The sequence below is a fragment of the Imperialibacter sp. genome, from assembly GCF_048007035.1.
In the GTDB taxonomy this organism is placed as follows: Bacteria; Bacteroidota; Bacteroidia; order Cytophagales; family Cyclobacteriaceae; genus Imperialibacter.
Genome location: NZ_CP180355.1, coordinates 3,146,785 through 3,167,779, shown reverse-complemented (window position 1 = coordinate 3,167,779; position 20,995 = coordinate 3,146,785). Strand labels below are relative to the sequence as shown.

Sequence of the window (20,995 nt, the reverse complement as noted above, 5' to 3'; positions counted from 1 at the left end):
CAGCTATGAATAGAGTCGTTTCTTTAGCACTTGGAGTTTTTATCCTGTATGGGTGTTCAAAAAAGGTGGTTCCTTCTTCTGGTACCACTGACTCTTATTCTGAAGACTTGTCTATTTTACACCCGGTCATTACCACTGACGAAAGCCCTCTTAAAACTACAGAAATAAGCAAATCGACGATTTCTTCAGAACCACTGAAGACACAATACGACATCACTCAAGAACTCGACAGCGTCGTTATGTTTATAGCCGAAAAAAACCTCCAGAAGAGAGTAGTTGACGGCTTTACGGTTCAGGTGTATTCCGGCCCAAACAGAGACCAGGCGAACAATGCGAGGGCGCAGCTTCATTCAATCGGACTGGACATTCCCTCCCAGGTTGTTTACGTCCAGCCCAACTTTAAGGTAAAAATAGGGAAGTTTTATTCCAGGTTAGAGGCAAATCAGGTATATGCGCAGGTTAGGGAGGTATTCCCCAACGCACTCCTCCTTCCCGAAAAAATACCCGTAGAATAAATGGATCTAAAAGACAGAATCAAAACGCTCAGTGGTCAGCTTTCGAAAGAGGTTATTGGCGCACGAAGACACCTGCATGCTAATCCTGAACTGTCCTTTGAGGAATACAACACAGCAAGCTACATCAGAGAGTTCCTTCGAAAGCTTCCTATCGACCAGCTGGACGAAATGGCAACTACTGGCACTGTGGCCATCATAAAAGGAAATAACCCTGACAAGAAAGTGGTTGCATTAAGGGCCGACATTGACGCTTTGCCTATTTTGGAAAAGAACACCGTGCCTTACAAATCGACAAACGAGGGTGTTATGCATGCCTGCGGGCACGATGTGCACACCTCCTCCCTTCTCGGCGTTGCCAAAATCCTCTGTGAGCTGAAAGGTGAATTTGAGGGAACCGTTAAGCTGATTTTTCAGCCGGGAGAAGAAAAGCTACCGGGAGGCGCCAGCTTAATGATCAAAGAGGGAGTGCTTACCAATCCTTCTCCAAAAAGCCTTTTCGGTCAGCATGTGATGCCCTTGTTGCCTGCGGGCACGGTAGGCTTTCGCCCTGGCATGTACATGGCCAGTGCTGACGAAATATATGTGACAGTGACAGGACAAGGTGGTCATGCAGCCATGCCTGAAACTTTGGTAGACCCTATTGTGGTAACAGCCTACATAATCACAGCATTGCAGCAAGTGGTCAGCAGAATGGCCAGCCCAAAGATACCCTCGGTACTTTCTTTTGGCGATATTGAGGGCAAAGGGGCTACCAATGTTATTCCATCTGAGGTCAAACTAAAGGGCACGTTCAGAACGCTCAATGAGGAATGGAGAATGGAAGCCCATGCGAAGATGAAAAAGATGGCCGAAGGAATTGCCGAGTCAATGGGCGCCACCTGCGACTTTAACATCATGAAAGGCTACCCGTTTCTTGCCAATGATGAACAACTGACCAATCGTTCTAAATCATGGGCAGAAGAATTTTTGGGAAAAGACAAAGTTGTTGATCTTGATATCTGGATGGCTGCCGAAGATTTTGCCTTCTACTCCCACCACGTCGATTCATGTTTCTATCGGCTTGGCACCAGAAATGAAGCTGAGGGCATCACTTCCGGCGTCCACACACCCACGTTCGATATTGATGAAAGTGCTCTAGAGCTCGGTGTTGGGCTTATGACCTGGCTGGCCTTGAAAGAGTTGGCTGTTTAAAGTTACCAGCCAATCAGGTCCAAGAACTCCTTCCTCATGTCGTCGTTGATTGACAAAGCGAGGAGGATCGAAATCACCAGACCAATACCCGCATAAAGGGCATCTTTACCTATCAGCTTCAAACTCTTTCTTATTCCCTTTCTGCGGCTTGACTTGCTTTTCTTCATGTAGTTGATCGCCAACTCACGGCCTCCCAAAAGCCCTATGAAGACCCAGGTAGTGCTTATTGGGATCGTATTAACAACTTTCAGGTAGTAGAGTAAGCACGCATAAACCAGATCGACTATGGTGGCGGCCCTCACATCAGTAATGTCAGCCTTTTCTTCCACGATCGACTGTATTTTGTCCCCTTTGAGGTAAAACAACACGCCTAGCCCAAGAAATATAAATGACGCAAATGCAACAAACTCTACCGTGTTCAACGCCCTTGGCAAGACAACCGCAATGTTTGCAGCATCCTGCATGATCCAAACGGACCACAGCGCTCCGCTGGTAAGCCATTGTAGCGGTGCCCACCAGTGAGCTGGCTTTTTCTTGGCATATTTATCGAATAGCTGTGCCGTTAGCGTCCATACAATAATGGCAATGACGAAAGCCAGGGCATAACCAACAAGACTTTTAGATAAGATACCTCCGATGGAGCTGGCTTTGGTTGAGAAGGCACTCAATAGCAGGATCGAAGTAGACACTGGCATTCGAAGCCTTGTAAGGACCAGCAGAATTACCGGAGCGGCAACCTGAAGAAAGCTAAAGGATGTAGGTGCTACCTCAAGGCCTTTTGTGTTTAACCGCTGATAGGACACGTCGCCCCCATAGGTAATCCAGCTATAAGTAACGGTAACAAGGAAAATCAGTCCCATGAAAAGCCACAAATGATACCATTTCCTATGGGAATTTGAAGAAATAAAAGTGCCAATGGTTTGAATACTATCGTTGGCAATAGCTGAATAGCCAGCCAAAGCGAAAGCAACCCACATAGCCACCTCCTGATAGGGATACACCATGCCGCAGACAAACGTAATGGCTAGCAAAAAATAAAGATAATTTCTTTCCTTTTTTGACACACTAAACAGCTTAAAAGCTCCTTTGCCTAGCTTTTGTGTAGTGATACTATCAGACGGTTTGGACGACATCGCAGGTGTATGCTTAATTTGAAAGTTCCGGCAAAGCTAAATATAGTTTTTGTTACCACTGTTAAGAAAGTGTTAAGGCTTTTATTTTATGATCTTTGCATAGCCTTATAATCTTATGAGCCATTGACGGCAACATCTGTCAGGCTAAAAAGAGACCTCAACCTGTGCACGGTACATCATTGAGCCATCCTCTCCTTCAATTTCTATCCTTGTCAAGTCCGACTGTATTTTAAGAGAATGGCCGACAATATATTTTGAGACACCAAAAGTATATTGATGAATACCTGCCCGCAACGTTTCGGCGGCTGGCAGCACTTCCGTAAACCTAAGCGCCAACTCCAAATTATTTTTGAGTAAGTATCCTGTTTGAATATTAAGACCAGTGCCAGTATAGAATATTCCGTCAGAAACGACAGCCCCGTCCGGTGCCTGCTTGTTAACATACTCCGACATTACTGACCACCCTCGGTACTTAAAATGCATATCTATAAACACAGCCTGGAGAGTCCTGTTTTCGCCTAGCACCCTACCCAGCTGACCTCTTTCTCTGTTTGTATTATCATTGTAGTCGTATACAATGCCAAACATCAGCTTCGGAGTCGTCTCTCTGAGAAGGTCACCTCCAACATAGTCGCCATTCCTTCTGAATCGCCCAAGCGGAAGCCACTCTAGTCTCGCAGTATAGTCGTATCCGCCTTGATTCTCTTCGGAAATATTCCGACCCTCTCCGATCGACACAGCCGTTATTACGCCGAACCTCTCTCCATCGTAACGAACCTGAACTCCCCTGTCCCTGTCAAGGTTGTATCTGGAGTTAAGAAAACTTCGGTCAACAAACTGAAGCGCCTGCGAAGAAATCACCCTCTCTATATTGCCGGGAAGCTTTGTTTGCCCAACCCACAGGCTCCAGTTGCCATAGAAGTTGTATTTTATCACAGCATCAAGGATCTGCAGTGGAGCATAATTTGACTCAGACACAACGTCCTTATTTCCAATGTCGCTACCACTCAGGCCCAGTTCAATCTTGTATTGTATTTTTGGGTTATACACAAACCCATCAAACTTCAACCTCGCTCTTCTTATCAATAGATTATCTGTGTATTTATCGGCCTCCAGGTCATGTACTCCCTCATACAAGGTCTGAAACCTCGTGCTAAACTTCATCGAAAATGAAGAGTCTCTGGCAAATACTGATATTCCACTTCCGAATTTGCTTTCGGTGATGTTCTGTGCTTTGACAATGTCTGGTAAAATGAAGGATAGAGCTAAAAAGGCGGCTAACCCAATGTTGGTCACTTTCTGCATGAAGCTTAGGTCGGTTGATTTCAAAAGAAGAGCTACAATGTTAAGAAATTGATAACTATATATTAACAAAAAGGCATTTAGTTAACAATTTAGAAATATTAATAACATTGTCTTAACACTGGAAGGTCTGGTGCTCAAGCGCCCTTGTCTATGCGGCGAGCAAAGTCTATAACAAAATGATTGAAACCGACGTATTTTGAATGATAGCAAATATTTCCACCCATACATTTACTGTCTGGAGTAAAATTTAAGCGAATCTGGTCATGTGCAAATTCCCTTACAGCCTCGGTTTGGGTATTTCGACAACAGGTGAATTAACAATAGTTTCATACCGCTAACTGATTGAACAATTAGTTTTTGATAACTTTGCGGCTTGCTTCTTCTGGCAACAACTTTTCAATTGGATGACCGTCAAGAAAGTTTTAAACATAGACGAGGGAAAGCAGACTTCTGCGAAAAACCTGTACCGTAATATCGGGTACGTCCTCATCACTGTTTTCATCTTTCTCCTGTCCATCAACATGATGGGGCAGGCCTTCAACCAGCTTACTGAAACTGCCGCCCAATCTATCCTGGCCGCCACTTCTGACCCCTTCGTTGGCTTGTTTATTGGCCTTCTGATCACGGCGCTTATACAAAGTAGTTCGTCAAGCACCACCATGATTGTGGCGGCCGTAGCTGTTGGCTCAATCTCATTTGAGGATGCTGTTCCCATTATCATGGGAGCCAATATTGGCACTACTATCACGTCGTCAATTGTATCGCTTGGTTATATCACAAAAAGAAATGAGTTCAGGAAAGCCATTGCCGCTGGGGCAGTGCACGATATTTTCAATATCCTTACCACCATCATTCTTTTTCCACTAGAGCTAAAATACCACCTACTTTCCCGTCTCTCCCGTGAAATAGCCTCTTCTCTGAGCGCTGGCGATATGTTTTCGAAGAGCGGCCCAATTTTTAATATCAACACCTTGCTGTTTGACCCCATTAGCCACTGGGTAAGTCTTTGGATATCGCAGCCCATTATTCTTCTCACTCTTTCATTTTTGGTGCTGATAGGCTGCATCAAGCTGCTGTCGAATATCATCTACAAAAGACTTATTGGTCAGTCAAAGGTGAATTTTGAAAATATTGTTTTCAACAATCCCCTTAAGGCCTTTGGCTGGGGAACTCTTCTCACAGCAGGTATCCAGTCGAGTTCTATCACCACTTCTCTTATTGTTCCTTTGGCAGCTACCCGCAAAATCTCCGTGCAAAAAGCCTTCAACTTCATCCTGGGAGCCAATGTTGGAACAACCATTACTGCCATTATTGCAGCGCTGTTCAAGTCGGAAGAGGCCATTGCCGTCGCAATTGCCCACCTGTTGTTCAACTTAATCGGAGTCCTGATATTCCTGCCCTTCCCTGTCATCCGAAGGATTCCTGTTAAAATGGCTGAACTTCTTGGAAAATTTACGCTGAGGTATCGCATCGTGGGATTTGCCTACATACTGCTCACATTTTTCATCATCCCCTACAGCCTCATTCTGGCGCATAGATCGTTTACACAAACAGTTTCTCCTCCCGTAGAGCTAATTGACAAAAAGCCTGTCGAGGAACCTTAACCGTTTGATCAAAGTTTCATACCTTGAACACTTAGTCCAAAGGAGGTATTTTTGTCAAAGTTTTTGAAAATAGATGAATTAATTGATTCCGTCACCGAATATGTGCGGATAAAAATAGAGCTCGTCAAACTCAATATGATCGAAGAGCTCTCCGGAATTCTCGCCCAGCTCATAGCACTGTTTCTGATTCTCACGGTATTTATGTTCTTCCTGTTTTTTGGAAGTATTACGCTGAGTACTTTTTTAAACTATCTTTGGAACAGTGCCTACCTCGGGTATGGTGCAGTTACGTGCTTCTATCTTCTTGCGTTGTTTTTTTTCGTGTATCTGCTTCAATCCGGCAAATTGAAGGACGCTGTTGAAAATCAGATCACCAAAGCGATGAAAGAGAAGGAAGCCCTCACAGAAAAATCAATTGAAGAAGATGAGTAAAGCGGATATTACCAAACGGAAGGAACAACTTCAGGAAATGGAGCGAAAGGCAAAAAAGAAACTTCAGTCCGGAACCGACTCAGTTGAGCAAAATGTATCCCGGGCGCTGAAAACCGGACTGATTATTGGCGGCGTCCTTTTTGCCGGCTACCAGATAGCCAGACTTATCACATCCTCTTCCAGAAAAGAGGATCTTAAAAAAAAAGCCCTGACCAGCCAGTAGAACTAGTTGAAAAACCACCAAAATCATTTTTTAAGTTGACACTCAACAAAAGCATGGCGGCTCTTTGGGGGGTTTTTCTTCAATTTGGCTTAAATTATATTCAAAAAAGAATACTAAAGAATGAACCACCTACTGAGTCAACTGACACAGAAGAGTAACGAAGGTAAACGTTCCCTGGGCATATTGATCGACCCCGACAAGGTGTCGGACAACAGCGCTTGCCTCAGGGTCATTAACATGTGTGTAGAAAATAAGGTTGACTATATTCTTGTGGGTGGCAGCCTGATGACCAAGAATAATTTTAGCCAGATCATCCAGCTCATCAAAGCGAATTCCAGCATTCCGGTGATCATTTTTCCAGGCAACTACTATCAAATAGACTCCAATGCCGACGCTATCCTTTTTCTTTCTTTGATCTCAGGAAGAAACCCGGAGTATCTGATAGGCCAGCATGTAATAGCTGCACCCATTTTAAAAAGAACGCATCTGGAGGTAATACCAGTCGGGTATATGTTGGTGAACAGCGGCCATGCAACTGCTGCGAGCTACATCAGCAACACCACGCCCATTCCTACGGACAAGGTAAGCATCGCTGTTTCGACAGCAATGGCCGGCGAAATGCTCGGCTTACAAACAATTTATATGGACGCTGGCAGCGGGGCGGAGGTGCCTGTTCCTCCCAAAGTAATTACTGCCGTCAAGAAAAATATTAATGTGCCTTTAATTGTGGGTGGGGGAATCAGCTCTGTTCATTTGGCCATACAGGCCCTTCAGGCTGGGGCCGACATGCTTATTCTGGGAAACAGTGTGGAGGAAAACCCAAATCTATTGATTGAAGTATCAGAGAGAATTCATCACCTCAATCAAAAGCCTTTAAACATTAATTAAAGACTCTCTTCTTCGCATTTTACCTGCCGGGATACCAAACATCATTTTGAAACGACGGCAAAAATACGCCGTGTCTTTGTATCCCACATCCTTACCTATTTCCCTGATGCTTTTCTTTGAGGTTCGCAAAAGATTCACTGCCTTTTCCATTCGCTGGTACTCGATGTAGTCCTGCGGGTTAATGCCGGTCAACATTTTGAAGTACTGCCCCACATAATCCTCCGAAACATTGGCAACATTGGCCAAAATCTTATTGGAAAGGTCGTCACCAAGATTATCCTTTATATAGGCAAAAATATCAATCAGGCGAGGGTCTTTGAAGTAATTGCTATTGGTAGCCAGCTGCTCCACATACAAGTTGTGCTGAATGATATACCTGATGGCCTGCACCACCAATCTATCCGTTTCAAGCTTCACAATTCTATCCCTGCCCAGCTTTCCAGAAAAGTGCTCAACAACAATGTCCTGGATCAAAGCACCCATCATAGGATCTTTCATCACAAACGGCGGTATGTCAAGTGAAGCAAAAAAGTTGACCGTGTCAAATACTTTTGCTTCGAAAGTGATGTAGCTAAAATTATCTCTGGTTTCTTCCTCCTGACTATAGCCCTTCACGCTCTCCAGGTACTTCTCTTTGTTGTTCAAAAAGTCGTCATTAGACAAGCTGATGGCCTTTCCTGAGCCATAAGTAATAGACGCCATTTTGCCGCCGGGTACAAAAAGCACCTCGCCGGCATGCACCTCTTCTTTGTCCTTACCAAACTTCAAAACCCCCTTGTGAACCAAAAAAATGGTGTTTTCAACGTCGTAAAAATTCTCTACCGTAACAGATTGAATTACATTGGTGTGGCGTGCCTTAATAAATCTGATACTAAGAGATTCAATAATTTTATTATACTCTTCCATGAATCATACAATTTGCGAGAGCGGGTGGCAATAGAAAAAATTAACAATGAATTTGTATAAAACTAATACAAATATGATTTAATAACAAAATACCTAGCTCAAATATGAATTAAAAAGGAACTCATTTTTTGAGCAACCCTCTGGAAATTACAATTTTCTGAATTTCTGACGTCCCTTCGTAAATCTGCGTGATTTTTGCATCCCTCATAAGCCGCTCCACATGGTACTCCTTTACGTAGCCGTAACCACCATGAATCTGCACTGCTTCCACCGTCGTCTTCATAGCTACATCGGATGCAAAAAGTTTGGCCATCGCACTGGCCTGACTAAAATCGGCCTTCTGATCCTTTAATTGCGCTGCCCTGAGACAAAGCAACCTGGCAGCTTCAATATTAGTAGCCATGTCAGCAAGTTTGAACTGAATGGCCTGGTGCTCAGCGATGCTTTTCCCAAAAGCCTTGCGTTCTTTCGCATAGGCAATTGACAGCTCCATCGCCCCGGAGGCAATTCCGAGCGCCTGCGACGCTATGCCAATTCTACCGCCGTTAAGCGTGCTCATGGCAAACGAAAAGCCAAATCCATCGTCGCCTATCCTGTTTGCTTTTGGCACCTTCACATCCTGAAACATCAGCGAATGGGTATCGGATCCTCTGATGCCCAGCTTATTTTCCTTTTTCCCAACAACAAAGCCATCCATACCCTTCTCCACTATCAATGCGTTGATTCCTTTGTGGGCTTTGGACGCATCGGTTTGCGCCATTACAATGTACACAGACGCACTGTTGCCGTTCGTAATCCAGTTCTTCGTTCCGTTGAGCAGATAGTAGTCGCCCTTGTCCTCAGCAGTGGTTCGTTGCGAGGTGGCATCGGAACCAGCTTCCGGCTCTGACAGGCAAAATGCCCCGATGATCTCACCTTTAGCTAATCTTGTAAGGTATTTCTGCTTCTGCTCCTCGTTCCCATATTTTTCGAGGCCCCAGCACACCAGTGAATTGTTCACCGACATGCAAACGGAGGCTGAAGCATCAATTTTCGATATCTCCTCCATGGCAAGCACATACGACACAGTGTCCATACCACTCCCGCCATACTTAGGATCCACCATCATTCCCATGAACCCAAGCTCGCCCATCATTTTGACCTGCTCAGCCGGAAATTTTTGATGCTCATCCCTTTCAATTACTCCGGGGAGCAATTCGTTCTGTGCAAAATCTCTTGCGGCATCTCTTACTGCCAGCTGCTCTTCAGTCAAATCAAATTTCATCATGAGTTATGTGCGGGTTATTGTATGAGCTAAAAATAAACAAAAAAGGACTTGAGCCACGCCCAAGTCCCCATCATTTCTTTAAAATATTTTGCTAGTCTCTGCTCATGCCCAGATAGGACAGAATAAAGTAAAACAGCGTAACCAGCGCCGACAATGCAGCCACCACATAAGTCATTGCGGCCCATTTCAATGCATCTTTTGCCATTTCGTGCTCTTTTGACGTCACAATGCCTTTGCGGTCAATCCAGGCCAGCGCCCTGCTACTCGCATCGAACTCAACCGGGAGGGTAACGAAAGCAAACAAGGTGAATACAAAGTAACAACCTATAATGATCAGAATTCCCGTTTGCATAAATCCCTGCAGGAAGAATGAACCAAACAACATGGCCATGAATATAATATTCATTACCCTGGCTGTAACGTTCTGCACTGGCACCATCGCTGATCTGAACTCAAGGAAGCTATAGGCCGTAGCGTGTTGCACAGCATGACCGCATTCGTGCGCAGCCACTGCAGCGGCGGCGGCGGATCTGCCATGGTATACTTCAGGGCTCAGATTGACCGTTTTATTGGCCGGATTGTAATGATCCGTCAATTGGCCTTCTACTGACACCACTTTCACGTCATATATGCCATGATCTGCCAGCATTTTTTCGGCAATTTCACGGCCACTAAGGTTAGAAGCTAACCCAACCTGAGAGTACTTTTTAAATTTATTTTTCAGCTTGTTACTCACCGACCAGCTGATAATCATAAATACAACACCAATCAGAAGAAGCATCATAAGTTTTTATCGTTTAGCTTAATTTTATTCACAAATGTAGTAGTAGAATACCCATCTATCAATGGGAGGGGAATAACTTTTCCACCGTGTTTCAAAACAAAATCGGCACCCACAATAGTTTCAACAGTGTAGTCACCGCCTTTCACTAAAATATCTGGTTGAAGGGCTTCGATCAGCTCTTTCGGCGTTTCCTCATCAAAAAAGACCACCAAATCGACGAAACCGAGAGCGGCCATTACTCTGGCTCGGGATGCCTCATTCACGATAGGCCTTTCCGGCCCTTTCAATCGCTGAACCGAAGCATCAGTATTCAGCGCCACTACCAGCTTGTCGCCAAGCTGCCTCGCCCTTTCAAGATAGTCGACGTGACCCAGGTGCAGAATGTCGAAGCATCCATTGGTAAACACCACTGAAAGCCCTTGGGTATGCCAACTAGCGACCTGGCTACTGGCCGCCTTCCGATCTTTGATTTTCGACGCTGTTTTCAATTTGGGTCTTTACTGGTAATAGCACTGCCACAAGAATCGATACCCCTCCCAATACAAGAATGGTTACGACCTGTGACGTATGAAGCAGTGTAGCAAAAAATACGCCTGTTTGCTCTCCGATGCCATACCACAGTAAAATTCCTGCCACAAAGGCATGATATGTGCCAATTCCGCCCTGAACTGGCATAGCCATGCCAATTCCGCCCATTGCTAGCAGCACCAAGCCTGCCTTTAAGTCAAGCCAGGCAGTCTCCTCCATAGAAAAGACGATTACGTATGACATGAAAAAGTAACTCAACCACATGGCCACGGTACTGAGAATAAAAAGAGTAGGAGACTTGAGCTTAGTTATGCTGCCGATACCATGACCCAGGTTGACGAGGAATTCCTTGAGCTTTGCAAAGGCCGGCATTTTTTGAAACCTTTTGATCAGCCAGTAAATGAGAACAACCACGGCTGCAATAATTCCAATGGTAATGGTCAGCTGACTCACCGAAAGTCCGGACCAAAGGCGCCTCATCATGTCGCCTAACAGCGATGAAATTTTCCCAAACTCGACAAGCATAGCCCCTGCCAGCACCGATAATAGAGAAATTAGATCGACTCCTCTCTCTGTAACCACCGTGCCAATCGAGGTAGACATCGGGATGTTGTCCGTTCTTCTCAGGATAGCACACCGGCTAACCTCCCCCATCCTGGGAAAGGCCATATTGGCCAAATAGCCTACCATAACAGCCAAAAACAGCCTGAACGTACTAACCGATACATCAAGGGATTTAAACAGCAGGTTCCATCTATAGGCCCTTACCCAATAACCAAAAAACGATATCCCAATAGACAGGTACACCCAGCCATATTCCACCTTCTTAAGTCGTGACATGAAGTCATCCAGGTCGATATCCTTAAAAAGCCACCAAAGGAGAGCAAAGGCAAGGGCAAGGGTTAAAACGTATCGGACAACACTGGTGATAGTTTTTCTCAACTGATTAGTTTGTTATTGTCGTCAGGGAAAATGAGCGTGGGCTTAAAGGTTTTTGCCTCTTCAAAATCCAGGTGACAGTAGGAAATGATTATGACGACGTCGCCTACCTGCGCCTTTCGGGCTGCCGGCCCATTGAGGCAAATCTCCCCACTTCCGGCATCTCCCTTAATCACATAGGTTTCAAGGCGTTCACCATTATTAACATTGACGATCTGCACCTTTTCATTCTCAATAAGGTTGGCAGCCTTCATCAGGTCTTCATCAATTGTGATGCTGCCCACATAGTGAAGCTCCGCCTGAGTAATTCGAACTCGGTGAATTTTTGACTTAAGAATTTCAATCTGCATTTTCTTATTCAGTTTCTTCCTGAAGGAAGATATTATCAATCAATCGAACGTCACCCACATACCCTGCAATGAACAAGGAAACAGGTACATTCGTCTCAACACTTTGTACAGGCTCTAAAGTTTCACGGTTCGCTATTTCAAAGTATTCGAGTCTTACTTGCGGCATGCGATCAAATGCTTGCCTGACTGAGGAAACCGTTTCCTCAATGCTATCTCCCGACAGAAGTTTTTTTCTCGCCGAATACAAGCTTTTGCTAAAAATCACAGCCAATGATCGTTCCTTCTCGCTCAAACGTTGATTCCGGGAAGACATAGCCAATCCATCTGGCTCTCTCACTGTTGGCACCGAAATAATTTCTGTGTCGAAGTGAAGATCTTTGACCAGCTGTTTGATAATAAGCACCTGTTGCCAATCCTTCCTGCCGAAAAATGCCCTTTGCGCAGGCACCGCATGCAGCAGCTTCGAAACGATAAGAGCGACTCCCTCAAAATGTCCCGGGCGATAGTGCCCCTCCATCGATTTTTGCAGGCGGGGGAAAGATATTTTCACCTCAGGAGTCCCCGGATACATATCGCTATCTGACGGCGCAAAAACGATGTCACATCCGGATTGGCTCAGCTTTGCAGCATCGCCATCAAATGTCTTTGGGTATTTTTCGAAGTCCTCTTCGCTATTGAACTGTGTCCTGTTTACAAAGATGCTAACCACCACAAAATCACAGGACAACTTTGCCTGTCTAACCAATTCCAGGTGCCCCTGATGCAGTGCCCCCATGGTTGGAACAAACCCTATATTTTTCCCCTCCACGGTCAGAGAAAGTATCTTTTTTCGACATTCTACAGGGGACGTTACTATCTCCACAGCACTGATTATGAGTGAGCTAAAGGGCAGCAAAACTAAGTTATAAAAGGGAATATGTATGGAAAGCACGTTATTTTTTTGTACTTTTGTGCCTCGTTTTGTTCCGTCAAATATAAATCAATACTCTTATGGCAAAACTTCGCATTCTATACGTAGCCAGCGAAATCAATCCCTTTCTCCAGACAACTCAGGTAGCAGAATTCGTAAGAAGACTGCCGCAGGCGATGCAGGAAAGAGGCATGGAGATCAGAATTCTTGTTCCACGTTTTGGGTTGATCAACGAGCGAAAAAACAGACTGCATGAAGTAGTAAGATTGTCCGGCATTAACATTGCCGTGGGAGATGAGGAAAAGCCTCTTGTTATTAAGGTTGCTTCTATCCCTAACGCTAAATTACAGGTATACTTCATCGATAATGAAGATTACTTCCACAGAAAGTCTGTGTTTCACGACAAAGAAGATAAATTCTATAGCGATAATGATGAAAGAGCTATTTTCTTCTGCAAGGGTGTGCTCGAAACGGTTAAGAAATTGGGTTGGGCTCCAGACATTATCCACTGCAACGACTGGATGACAAGCCTGATTCCGTTGTATGTAAAAACTACTTACAAGAATGATCCCATCTTTCAGACAGCTAAGTGTGTCTTGACGATATACGACAACGCTTTCTCTTTCAAGTTTGGCGACAACCTGCTTGAAAAGGTGAAAATGATTGATATCGAGGATAGCATGTTGAATCCACTTAAGTCTGCAGACTACGAAGGTTTTATTAAGATGGGCATCGAGTATTCGGACGCTGTTATCAGAGCAGAAGAAGAAGAAAGCGAAAGCCTCAATAATTTAACCAACGAATTATCCAAAGAAAAGAAATTCAACGTTATCGAAAATGACGAGAACTTTTTAGACAGACACTACAATCTATATAATGAACTTGCAGGGTAGGACTGCATCAGGGTTGCTCTTTGGAGCAGCCCTAATGCTTTTTGGGTGTGAAAGCCCAAGTGAAGTAGGGTTGGAGCTTAATCCAAACGAAAATAATGTAGGTGTTTACGAAGAGGTATTTACTCTTCCATCTTCTGTTATTCTTTTTGATAGTCTAAATACCACCAACGACTCAAGGTTACTCGTTGGGAGGTTTAAAGACCCATTCTTTGGAGACATTACCGCCAAATCTTTTTCTCAGGTAACGAGAAACGGCGAGCTTGTTGCCATCAACGACAAGGGCGTTCTTGACTCTATCATGTTTGATTTTGAGTTGAGTTACCTGTATGGAGAATACACAAGTGTCTTTCAAACCATTAATGTTTATCAGCTATCAGACACCCTGTATTCCGGGGTTAGCTACTATTCGGATGATTCAACCAAGTACTTGTCACGTACGCCGGCTGCCTCCAAAAAGTTCTTTTACTCTCCAACAAAAGACACAGTAATAAGGATAAAGGCAACTCCTGCATGGGCCAGTAACTTCTTTAGTATCGTTAGAGATGGAACATCAGCTTCTGAACTGGAAAATGAGATAAAAGGATTCGCCCTGATTCCAGGGAAAGACAATACCCTTATTTTTGGATTCCACCCCGAGAACTCCAAAGTGAATGTTCATTACCACGTGCCTGACGGAGCAGATTCATTGGTTTATACACTGAACTTTAACGCCACAAGATATAACGGCATAATTGCAGACAGGGCTGGCACCGAACTGGAGGCACTCGTAAAGAGAAGTGATGAGTTTATTCCTCCTTCAGGCGATATGTATCTTCAGGGAGGAACAGGCATTTACACCAAGCTGTCGCTCAGGCCGTTCAGAAAGTTTGTGGATTCTTTGGGCAATATTATCATCAATCGTGCTGAGATTAGGCTAGGGGCTATTGATGAATTGACTTCGGTAGACTATCGAATTAAGCCCCCAAATAGCTTTATGTATATATTTGCCGATAGTACGAATAGAATTATTGGGGCAAATATTGGACTGGCTTCCAGAATCGCCAATCATGTTGTCCTGACCGATGTCAGCTACGGCAATCCCAGTTCGCCTCGTGCCCTGTTCCCACTTTACGATTCTGCTTCAAGATCCTACAGTGGCACGCCAACTTTCTTCTTTCAGCGATTAAGAGATAGCATTTTTAATACAAACGACCTGATCATTTATCCTGGCACAATCTCAACTAATGATGTAACGAGCTTGAGCAGATTCATTGTGCCTAAAGACAGCATCCAGCTAAAAATTTATTATACGAGATTACAATAAGCTATGTGTGGAATAGTTGCCTACAAGGGAAAAGAGCAAGCATTGCCAATTCTCATTAAGGGCCTTAAAAGACTTGAATACAGAGGTTACGACAGTGCAGGAGTTGCTTTATACGACAATTCCATCTCTGACATTAAGATATATAAGAAGCAAGGCAAGGTCAAAGAGCTCGAAAACCTCATTGACGGTAAAAGCCCCAAATCTGGCGTTGGGATAGGCCACACACGCTGGGCTACTCATGGTGAGCCCAGTGATACCAATGCCCATCCCCATAAGTCCTACAATGGGAGACTTTCACTAGTGCACAATGGCATTATTGAAAATTACGCTGCGATAAAAACAGAGCTTCAAAAAAAGGGTTACACATTTGAGAGCCAGACTGACACAGAAGTGCTGGCGTCTTTCATCGACTATATTATTACGTCCGAAGATTGCTCTCTTGAGGAAGGTGTAAGGCTTGCTCTGACCAGAGTGGTAGGTGCCTACGCTATTGTAGTAATCGCCAAAGACAACCCCGATACACTTATTGCTGCCAGAAAAGGCAGCCCGCTTGTTATTGGTATTAAAGAGGATGATGGCTCTTTCTTCCTTGCCTCTGATGCAACACCGATCGTAGAATACACCAAGAAGGTGGTGTATTTGAAGGACGAAGAAATGGCTGTGATTAGCGGCAATCAAATGACGATCAAAAGCCTTGAGGATGTAGAGCAACATCCTCAGGTGCATGAGCTTGACCTCAATCTTGAGGCCATAGAAAAAGGTGGATATGAGCATTTCATGCTCAAGGAGATATTTGAACAGCCCAACAGCATCGCCGACTGTATGAGGGGCCGTTTAAAGGCCAACGAAGGCAAACTGGTGCTGGGAGGTATTCATGAGTATGCTAATGCACTCACTAATGCCCAAAGAATAGTGATTGTGGCTTGCGGCACTTCATGGCATGCTGGGCTCGTAGCTGAATACATTATTGAGGATTTTTGCCGCATCCCGGTAGAGGTTGAGTATGCGTCAGAATTCCGTTACAGGAACCCGATCATTAACGAAGGGGATATTGTAATCGCCATTTCACAGTCTGGTGAAACAGCCGATACACTTGCCGCCCTTGAATTGGCCAAATCCAAAGGAGCCATTATCCTTGGAGTGGTTAACGCCGTGGGATCTTCCATTTCGAGAATAACTCACGAGGGAGCCTATCTGCACGCCGGCCCTGAAATTGGCGTTGCAAGTACCAAAGCCTTTACTGCTCAGCTGACTGTTCTTATTATGATGGCTTTGCGGATAGCTCATCGCAAAGGCACCATTACGGAGAGCAAGTACCATGAATTGCTTGTAGAACTTGAGAGCATCCCGGCAAAAATCAAAAAAGCATTAGAAGTCAACGAGCAGATCAAAGAAATATCGGCCCTTTTCAAAGACGCCAGAAACTTCATCTATTTAGGTCGTGGCTACAATTTCCCCGTGGCACTTGAGGGGGCGCTCAAATTGAAGGAAATCTCCTACATCCATGCGGAAGGCTATCCTGCAGCGGAAATGAAGCACGGCCCCATTGCGTTGATTGACGAGGAAATGCCCGTGGTGTTTATTGCCACCAGGGATTCTTCCTACGAAAAAGTAGTGTCCAACATTCAAGAAGTGAAGGCACGAAAAGGAAAAGTAATTGCTATTGTTACCGAAGGAGAGGAGACCATCAACCAGATAGCAGATTTTGTGATTGAGGTTCCCCACACTTCCGAAGCACTTATGCCATTGGTGTCTGTTATTCCACTTCAATTGCTTTCGTATCACATTGCGGTGATGAGAGGATGTAATGTGGATCAGCCACGAAATCTTGCCAAGTCAGTAACTGTTGAATAAGCATGAAGAAAATAGTCTACACTAAAAATGCTCCTGCCCCTATTGGGCCCTACAGCCAGGCGGTACGATACGGCAACCTTGTGCTGGTATCAGGACAAGTGGCTATCAACCCTGCAACGGGTCAGTTTGAGTCGGGTGATATTAAGTCACAAACCAAATTGGTGATGGAAAACCTCAAGGCTATCCTTTTGGAAGAAGGGCTTTCATTTGCAGAGGTGTTAAAGTGTTCCATCTTTATCAAAGACATGAACGACTTTCCCGTGATCAATGAGATTTACGGAGGCTATTTCAAGAATGAGCCCCCGGCACGTGAAACCGTTGAAGTGGCGAGGCTACCTAAAGACGCCCTGGTTGAGATTTCCCTGATTGCAGGCATTGATGCATGAGGTTAGTCCCTTTTGAAAGAGAGACAATTGTTTCATCGGCGAAAGCTGTCAGCATCATCGCTCTTTTAAAAACGGAGACTAAATCCGAGGCAAGCACCGGAAAAGACTTTGCATTTACCGGTCTCGTCTACGAAAAATCGTTCCGGGTTTCAGTGAACGTAGCCAAGCCTCAAAATTTCATTCCACTGGCGGAGGGTGTTGTCGATCAGACTTCGACAGGCTCACTGATTCAGGTAAAGTACCGCCTTTTTCCCAGCACCCGGTTCTTCCTGATTTTCTGGTGTCTATTAACTTTTCTGCTCACGCTTATTTTTCTGGGGCCAGCCAAAAATTACATCTACGGTTGCCTTTCTTTGGCAGGCTGCATTGCCAATTATCTGATAGCATTGGCTAACTTTGACGTCCATTTGAAACAAACACAAAAAGCACTTCACCAAGTACTTGATAAGTTAACATGAACAATTCAGAAGTTAGGGTTCGTTTCGCTCCAAGCCCTACCGGAGCCCTCCACATCGGAGGTGTTAGAACCGCCCTTTATAACTACCTCTTCGCCAGAAAAAACAACGGCACCATGCTTTTGCGCATAGAAGACACCGACCAGTCGAGGTTTGTGCCAGGCGCCGAAGCATATATTTTGGAATCACTAAAGTGGGTGGGTATAGAGATAGACGAAGGTCCATTAACCGGAGGCCCCCACGCCCCCTACAGGCAATCTGAAAGGAAAGATATCTATGCGCAGTATGCCCAGCAGCTAATCGACGAGGGAAAGGCCTACTATGCCTTCGACACCTCGGAGGAGCTTGACGCTATGCGGGAGAAGCTGAAAGCTGCCAAGGTAGCCAATCAGCAGTACAACGCCGTGACCCGCAACACTATGCAAAACTCCCTCACGCTACCAGAGGATGAGGTGAAAGCGAGGCTTGCCAATGGAGATCCGTATGTAGTTCGTTTGATGGTGCCCCGCAAAGAAGACATTCGGTTTCATGACCTCATAAGAGGTTGGGTGGTTGTGCATTCGTCTGTGCTGGACGATAAAATATTACTGAAGTCGGATGGTATGCCCACTTACCACCTGGCCAATATCGTCGACGATCACCTCATGAAGATTACGCAGGTAATCAGAGGCGAAGAATGGTTGCCGTCGGCACCACTGCATGTGCTGATGTACAGGTACTTTGGGTGGGAGGACACCATGCCGCAGTTTGCTCACCTGCCTCTGCTGCTGAAACCAGACGGCAACGGCAAACTGAGCAAGAGGGACGCCGACAAAGCTGGCTTCCCTATTTTTCCACTCAACTGGACAGACCCAGTTTCAGGAGAACTATCACAGGGGTTTAAAGAGAAGGGCTACCTGCCTGAAACAATGATTAACTTTCTGGCTTTGTTGGGCTGGAGCCCTGGCACCGAAAAGGAAATATTCAGCATAGAAGAGCTTATCCAGGAGTTCTCCATCGAGCGCATAAGTAAGGCCGGAGCGAAATTCGATATTGACAAAGCCAACTGGTTCAACCAGCATTATATCAAAAGCAAATCAGCAGAGGAACTGGCAGTTTATTTGGAAAAAGACCTGGAAAAAGCCGGTTTAAAGGCTTCCTCAGAAAACACAATCAGGATTTGCGAAGTGCTAAGGGAGAGAATCTCTTTTCCACAGGAGCTATGGGAACAGGGCAGGTTCTTTTTTGAAGCCCCAACCGCCTACGACCAGCAAGTTGTTGAAAAGAAGTGGAACCCGGACGTGGCAGCGGTTCTTCAGGACTTATCGAAACGTATTTCCCAGCTTGAAGAATCGGTTACGGCCACCACTGCTCACGACACTATAGAAAATTTCTTTGCTGCCAAAGAATTGAAAATGGGCAAATATATGCAGCCATTAAGGCTGTCAATTACCGGACAAGGCGGCGGACCCGACCTCATGGCAATCATAGAAATACTTGGTGCCAAAGAAACTGCTAAACGAATTGACTCAGCTATCGTTACATTAGGAGGACAAAGCACACAAGCATGAGTAAGAAAGAAACCGAAAAAAAGAAACCTAAAGTAGCCAAAGACCTGAGCGGCTTCGAGATAAGCATAGATACGTTTGGGGAAATCTCCTCCAACCTTCAAATTGATAAGATCAACGAGTTTCTCAATAAGAACGTAGACGATAAAAAACTGCGTGACAGGGAAGACATCGAAGAAATAAAAAAGAAAACAAGCAAAGACGAAGACTAGTCATGGCGATACGATCACACGAAATTGATTACAAGATTTTTGGTGAAAGCATTCAAACCGTTGAAGTAGAGCTTGATCCACGAGAAACTGTCATAGCCGAAGCTGGGGCCATGCTTTACATGGAAGACGGAATCATCTTCGAAACCAAAATGGGAGACGGCTCAGAGCCTGACCAGGGTTTCCTGGGCAAATTGCTTTCGGCCGGTGCCCGGGCACTTACCGGCGAGTCCGTTTTTATGACCCATTTCACTAACCATGGCGTCGGTAAAAAGAAAGTGGCCTTTTCTGCGCCCTACCCCGGCACCATCATTCCCATTGACCTGGCTTCCCAGCAGGGCAACCAGCTGATAGTACAGAAGGATGGGTTCCTGTGCGCCGCACTCGGCACAAAAGTGTCGATCACCTTCAACAAAAAGATTGGCTCCGGCCTAGTTGGCGGCGAGGGCTTCATTCTTCAAAAGCTCCAGGGAGATGGCAAAGCATTTGTGCACGCCGGTGGCACCATGATAGAAAAACAGCTGAACAACGAAACGCTAAGGATCGATACCGGCTGCGTAGTGGCCTTTGAGCATACGCTTGACTTTGATGTGCAGAGCGCTGGAGGGTTAAAATCTATGCTTTTTGGTGGAGAAGGGCTTTTTCTGGCTACTCTAAAAGGCACCGGAAAGGTATGGCTACAGTCGATGCCAATCAGAAAACTGATTCAGGTGCTGGCTCCCTACGGTAAAAACAGTGGTAAGGAGGGCAGCTCCATTCTTGGAAGCCTCCTGGAATCATAACCCTAAAATAACTTAGGAAACACGGCAGGGACTCTGGAGCGATATTCTTCAAAGGCTCTGCCATATTTTTTTATCAGTTTCTTCTCTTCGAGCCAAATCCCAATTGGCAAGTAGGCGAAAATCCACACGACCGTCACCAAATTGATCATTTTAGGAATGTAGAGCAGAAAACCCAGGCAAAGCAATATAGTGCCTGAGTAAATCGGGTGCCTGACCCTTTCAAGAATACCTCCCGATTTAAACTCAACGTCCTCCACCTCCTTTTTTAAACCAAGAAAAGCCCCGAGAGAAAATTGACGAAAAGAAAGCCTGATGATAATGACACCATATGCCGCCAGTGAAAAAGCGAAAAAGTCAGTAACGGGTGTCTTGTCAAAGGCAAATGGGGAGTCGACAGTAGCCATGTAGAAAACAATGGCCAACAGCAACAGCAGGGCCAAAGTATTGTAAAAAAGCCGAAACCATTGCCTGTTAAACCTGCGTTTTACAAAATCCGCTGCCAGAAAGCTATGGAGGGAAAAGTAAAGTACCCAGAACAGGCTTACCAAAATTAATCCGTCCATATGATTATGCTTGTCTTTGCATCTTAGT

Annotated in this window: 24 protein-coding genes; 14 read left to right on the top strand and 10 right to left on the bottom strand. The window is 45.1% G+C overall.

What is annotated here, in order from left to right; translation table 11 throughout:
• Positions 1 to 5 precede the first annotated feature (5 nt).
• Both ACMVP2_RS13670 and ACMVP2_RS13665 read left to right on the top strand, forming a co-directional pair.
• Positions 6 to 515, top strand: coding sequence for an SPOR domain-containing protein (locus tag ACMVP2_RS13670; RefSeq protein WP_339784791.1), 510 nt, complete (start codon positions 6 to 8; stop codon positions 513 to 515).
• Complete coding sequence (locus tag ACMVP2_RS13665; protein ID WP_339784789.1) at positions 516 to 1,706, top strand: M20 family metallopeptidase; 1,191 nt, start codon at positions 516 to 518, stop codon at positions 1,704 to 1,706.
• A gap of 2 nt (positions 1,707 to 1,708) precedes the next feature.
• On the opposite strand, the gene ACMVP2_RS13660 is transcribed toward ACMVP2_RS13665, so the two are convergent.
• Both ACMVP2_RS13660 and ACMVP2_RS13655 read right to left on the bottom strand, forming a co-directional pair.
• Complete coding sequence (locus ACMVP2_RS13660; RefSeq protein ID WP_339784787.1) at positions 1,709 to 2,839, bottom strand: hypothetical protein; 1,131 nt, start codon at positions 2,837 to 2,839, stop codon at positions 1,709 to 1,711.
• Positions 2,840 to 2,983: 144 nt separating this feature from the next.
• On the bottom strand, positions 2,984 to 4,168 hold the full coding sequence (locus tag ACMVP2_RS13655; RefSeq protein WP_339784785.1) for a porin: 1,185 nt from the start codon (positions 4,166 to 4,168) through the stop codon (positions 2,984 to 2,986).
• Positions 4,169 to 4,548: 380 nt separating this feature from the next.
• Here ACMVP2_RS13655 and ACMVP2_RS13650 point away from each other — a divergent pair, with 380 nt between their 5' ends.
• The 4 genes from ACMVP2_RS13650 (at position 4,549) to ACMVP2_RS13635 (ending at position 7,291) form a co-directional block, all read left to right on the top strand.
• Complete coding sequence (locus tag ACMVP2_RS13650) at positions 4,549 to 5,748, top strand: Na/Pi symporter (protein ID WP_339784783.1); 1,200 nt, start codon at positions 4,549 to 4,551, stop codon at positions 5,746 to 5,748.
• 51 nt (positions 5,749 to 5,799) lie between these two features.
• A complete protein-coding gene (locus tag ACMVP2_RS13645) occupies positions 5,800 to 6,180 on the top strand; it encodes a phage holin family protein (protein ID WP_339784781.1) in 381 nt (126 codons plus the stop codon).
• A complete protein-coding gene (locus tag ACMVP2_RS13640) occupies positions 6,173 to 6,403 on the top strand; it encodes a hypothetical protein (RefSeq protein WP_339784779.1) in 231 nt (76 codons plus the stop codon). The genes ACMVP2_RS13645 and ACMVP2_RS13640 overlap by 8 nt, the downstream gene beginning before the upstream one ends.
• Positions 6,404 to 6,523: 120 nt before the next feature.
• Positions 6,524 to 7,291, top strand: coding sequence for a geranylgeranylglyceryl/heptaprenylglyceryl phosphate synthase (locus ACMVP2_RS13635; RefSeq protein ID WP_416868067.1), 768 nt, complete (start codon positions 6,524 to 6,526; stop codon positions 7,289 to 7,291).
• On the opposite strand, the gene ACMVP2_RS13630 is transcribed toward ACMVP2_RS13635, so the two are convergent.
• The 7 genes from ACMVP2_RS13630 to panC all read right to left on the bottom strand — a co-directional run bounded on the left by ACMVP2_RS13630 (position 7,277) and on the right by panC (position 12,927).
• Positions 7,277 to 8,197, bottom strand: coding sequence for an AraC family transcriptional regulator (locus ACMVP2_RS13630; RefSeq protein ID WP_339784775.1), 921 nt, complete (start codon positions 8,195 to 8,197; stop codon positions 7,277 to 7,279). The two genes, ACMVP2_RS13635 and ACMVP2_RS13630, sit on opposite strands and share 15 nt — an antisense overlap.
• 121 nt (positions 8,198 to 8,318) lie before the next feature.
• The gene (locus ACMVP2_RS13625) at positions 8,319 to 9,461 is read right to left on the bottom strand and encodes an acyl-CoA dehydrogenase (protein WP_339785014.1); all 1,143 of its coding nucleotides are present in this window, start codon (positions 9,459 to 9,461) and stop codon (positions 8,319 to 8,321) included.
• 94 nt (positions 9,462 to 9,555) lie between these two features.
• Positions 9,556 to 10,245: a zinc metallopeptidase gene (locus ACMVP2_RS13620; protein ID WP_416868202.1), complete on the bottom strand. Its 690-nt coding sequence runs from the start codon at positions 10,243 to 10,245 to the stop codon at positions 9,556 to 9,558.
• Positions 10,245 to 10,736, bottom strand: coding sequence for a D-glycero-beta-D-manno-heptose 1-phosphate adenylyltransferase (gene rfaE2 / locus ACMVP2_RS13615; RefSeq protein ID WP_416868066.1), 492 nt, complete (start codon positions 10,734 to 10,736; stop codon positions 10,245 to 10,247). Before rfaE2 ends, ACMVP2_RS13620 begins: the two co-directional genes overlap by 1 nt.
• The gene (locus ACMVP2_RS13610) at positions 10,693 to 11,718 is read right to left on the bottom strand and encodes a lysylphosphatidylglycerol synthase transmembrane domain-containing protein (RefSeq protein WP_416868065.1); all 1,026 of its coding nucleotides are present in this window, start codon (positions 11,716 to 11,718) and stop codon (positions 10,693 to 10,695) included. The genes rfaE2 and ACMVP2_RS13610 overlap by 44 nt, the downstream gene beginning before the upstream one ends.
• The gene (gene panD / locus ACMVP2_RS13605; protein WP_416868064.1) at positions 11,715 to 12,065 is read right to left on the bottom strand and encodes an aspartate 1-decarboxylase; all 351 of its coding nucleotides are present in this window, start codon (positions 12,063 to 12,065) and stop codon (positions 11,715 to 11,717) included. Before panD ends, ACMVP2_RS13610 begins: the two co-directional genes overlap by 4 nt.
• Positions 12,066 to 12,069: 4 nt before the next feature.
• On the bottom strand, positions 12,070 to 12,927 hold the full coding sequence (gene panC / locus ACMVP2_RS13600; RefSeq protein ID WP_416868063.1) for a pantoate--beta-alanine ligase: 858 nt from the start codon (positions 12,925 to 12,927) through the stop codon (positions 12,070 to 12,072).
• 128 nt (positions 12,928 to 13,055) lie between these two features.
• Here panC and ACMVP2_RS13595 point away from each other — a divergent pair, with 128 nt between their 5' ends.
• The 8 genes from ACMVP2_RS13595 to ACMVP2_RS13560 are packed head-to-tail and all read left to right on the top strand — an operon-like array spanning position 13,056 to position 20,404.
• Positions 13,056 to 13,868, top strand: a complete 813-nt coding sequence (locus tag ACMVP2_RS13595; protein WP_151996255.1) for a glycogen/starch synthase — start codon at positions 13,056 to 13,058, stop codon at positions 13,866 to 13,868.
• Positions 13,852 to 15,171, top strand: a complete 1,320-nt coding sequence (locus tag ACMVP2_RS13590) for a DUF4270 family protein (protein ID WP_416868062.1) — start codon at positions 13,852 to 13,854, stop codon at positions 15,169 to 15,171. The genes ACMVP2_RS13595 and ACMVP2_RS13590 overlap by 17 nt, the downstream gene beginning before the upstream one ends.
• A 3-nt stretch (positions 15,172 to 15,174) precedes the next feature.
• Entirely contained in the window at positions 15,175 to 17,025 is a 1,851-nt protein-coding gene (gene glmS, locus ACMVP2_RS13585; protein WP_416868061.1) for a glutamine--fructose-6-phosphate transaminase (isomerizing), read from the top strand.
• Between the two features lie 2 nt (positions 17,026 to 17,027).
• Positions 17,028 to 17,411 carry a RidA family protein gene (locus tag ACMVP2_RS13580; protein WP_416868060.1) on the top strand — a complete coding sequence of 128 codons (384 nt, stop codon included), beginning with the start codon at positions 17,028 to 17,030 and terminating at the stop codon, positions 17,409 to 17,411.
• Complete coding sequence (locus tag ACMVP2_RS13575; RefSeq protein WP_416868059.1) at positions 17,408 to 17,869, top strand: hypothetical protein; 462 nt, start codon at positions 17,408 to 17,410, stop codon at positions 17,867 to 17,869. Before ACMVP2_RS13580 ends, ACMVP2_RS13575 begins: the two co-directional genes overlap by 4 nt.
• Positions 17,866 to 19,416: a glutamate--tRNA ligase gene (gltX, locus tag ACMVP2_RS13570; protein WP_416868058.1), complete on the top strand. Its 1,551-nt coding sequence runs from the start codon at positions 17,866 to 17,868 to the stop codon at positions 19,414 to 19,416. Before ACMVP2_RS13575 ends, gltX begins: the two co-directional genes overlap by 4 nt.
• A complete protein-coding gene (locus ACMVP2_RS13565) occupies positions 19,413 to 19,625 on the top strand; it encodes a hypothetical protein (protein ID WP_317489427.1) in 213 nt (70 codons plus the stop codon). The genes gltX and ACMVP2_RS13565 overlap by 4 nt, the downstream gene beginning before the upstream one ends.
• Before the next feature lie 8 nt (positions 19,626 to 19,633).
• The gene (locus ACMVP2_RS13560; protein ID WP_339785010.1) at positions 19,634 to 20,404 is read left to right on the top strand and encodes a TIGR00266 family protein; all 771 of its coding nucleotides are present in this window, start codon (positions 19,634 to 19,636) and stop codon (positions 20,402 to 20,404) included.
• Positions 20,405 to 20,406: 2 nt separating this feature from the next.
• Here ACMVP2_RS13560 and ACMVP2_RS13555 read toward each other — a convergent pair whose 3' ends face one another.
• Positions 20,407 to 20,967 carry a methyltransferase family protein gene (locus ACMVP2_RS13555; protein WP_416868057.1) on the bottom strand — a complete coding sequence of 187 codons (561 nt, stop codon included), beginning with the start codon at positions 20,965 to 20,967 and terminating at the stop codon, positions 20,407 to 20,409.
• Between the last annotated feature and the right edge of the window lie 28 nt (positions 20,968 to 20,995).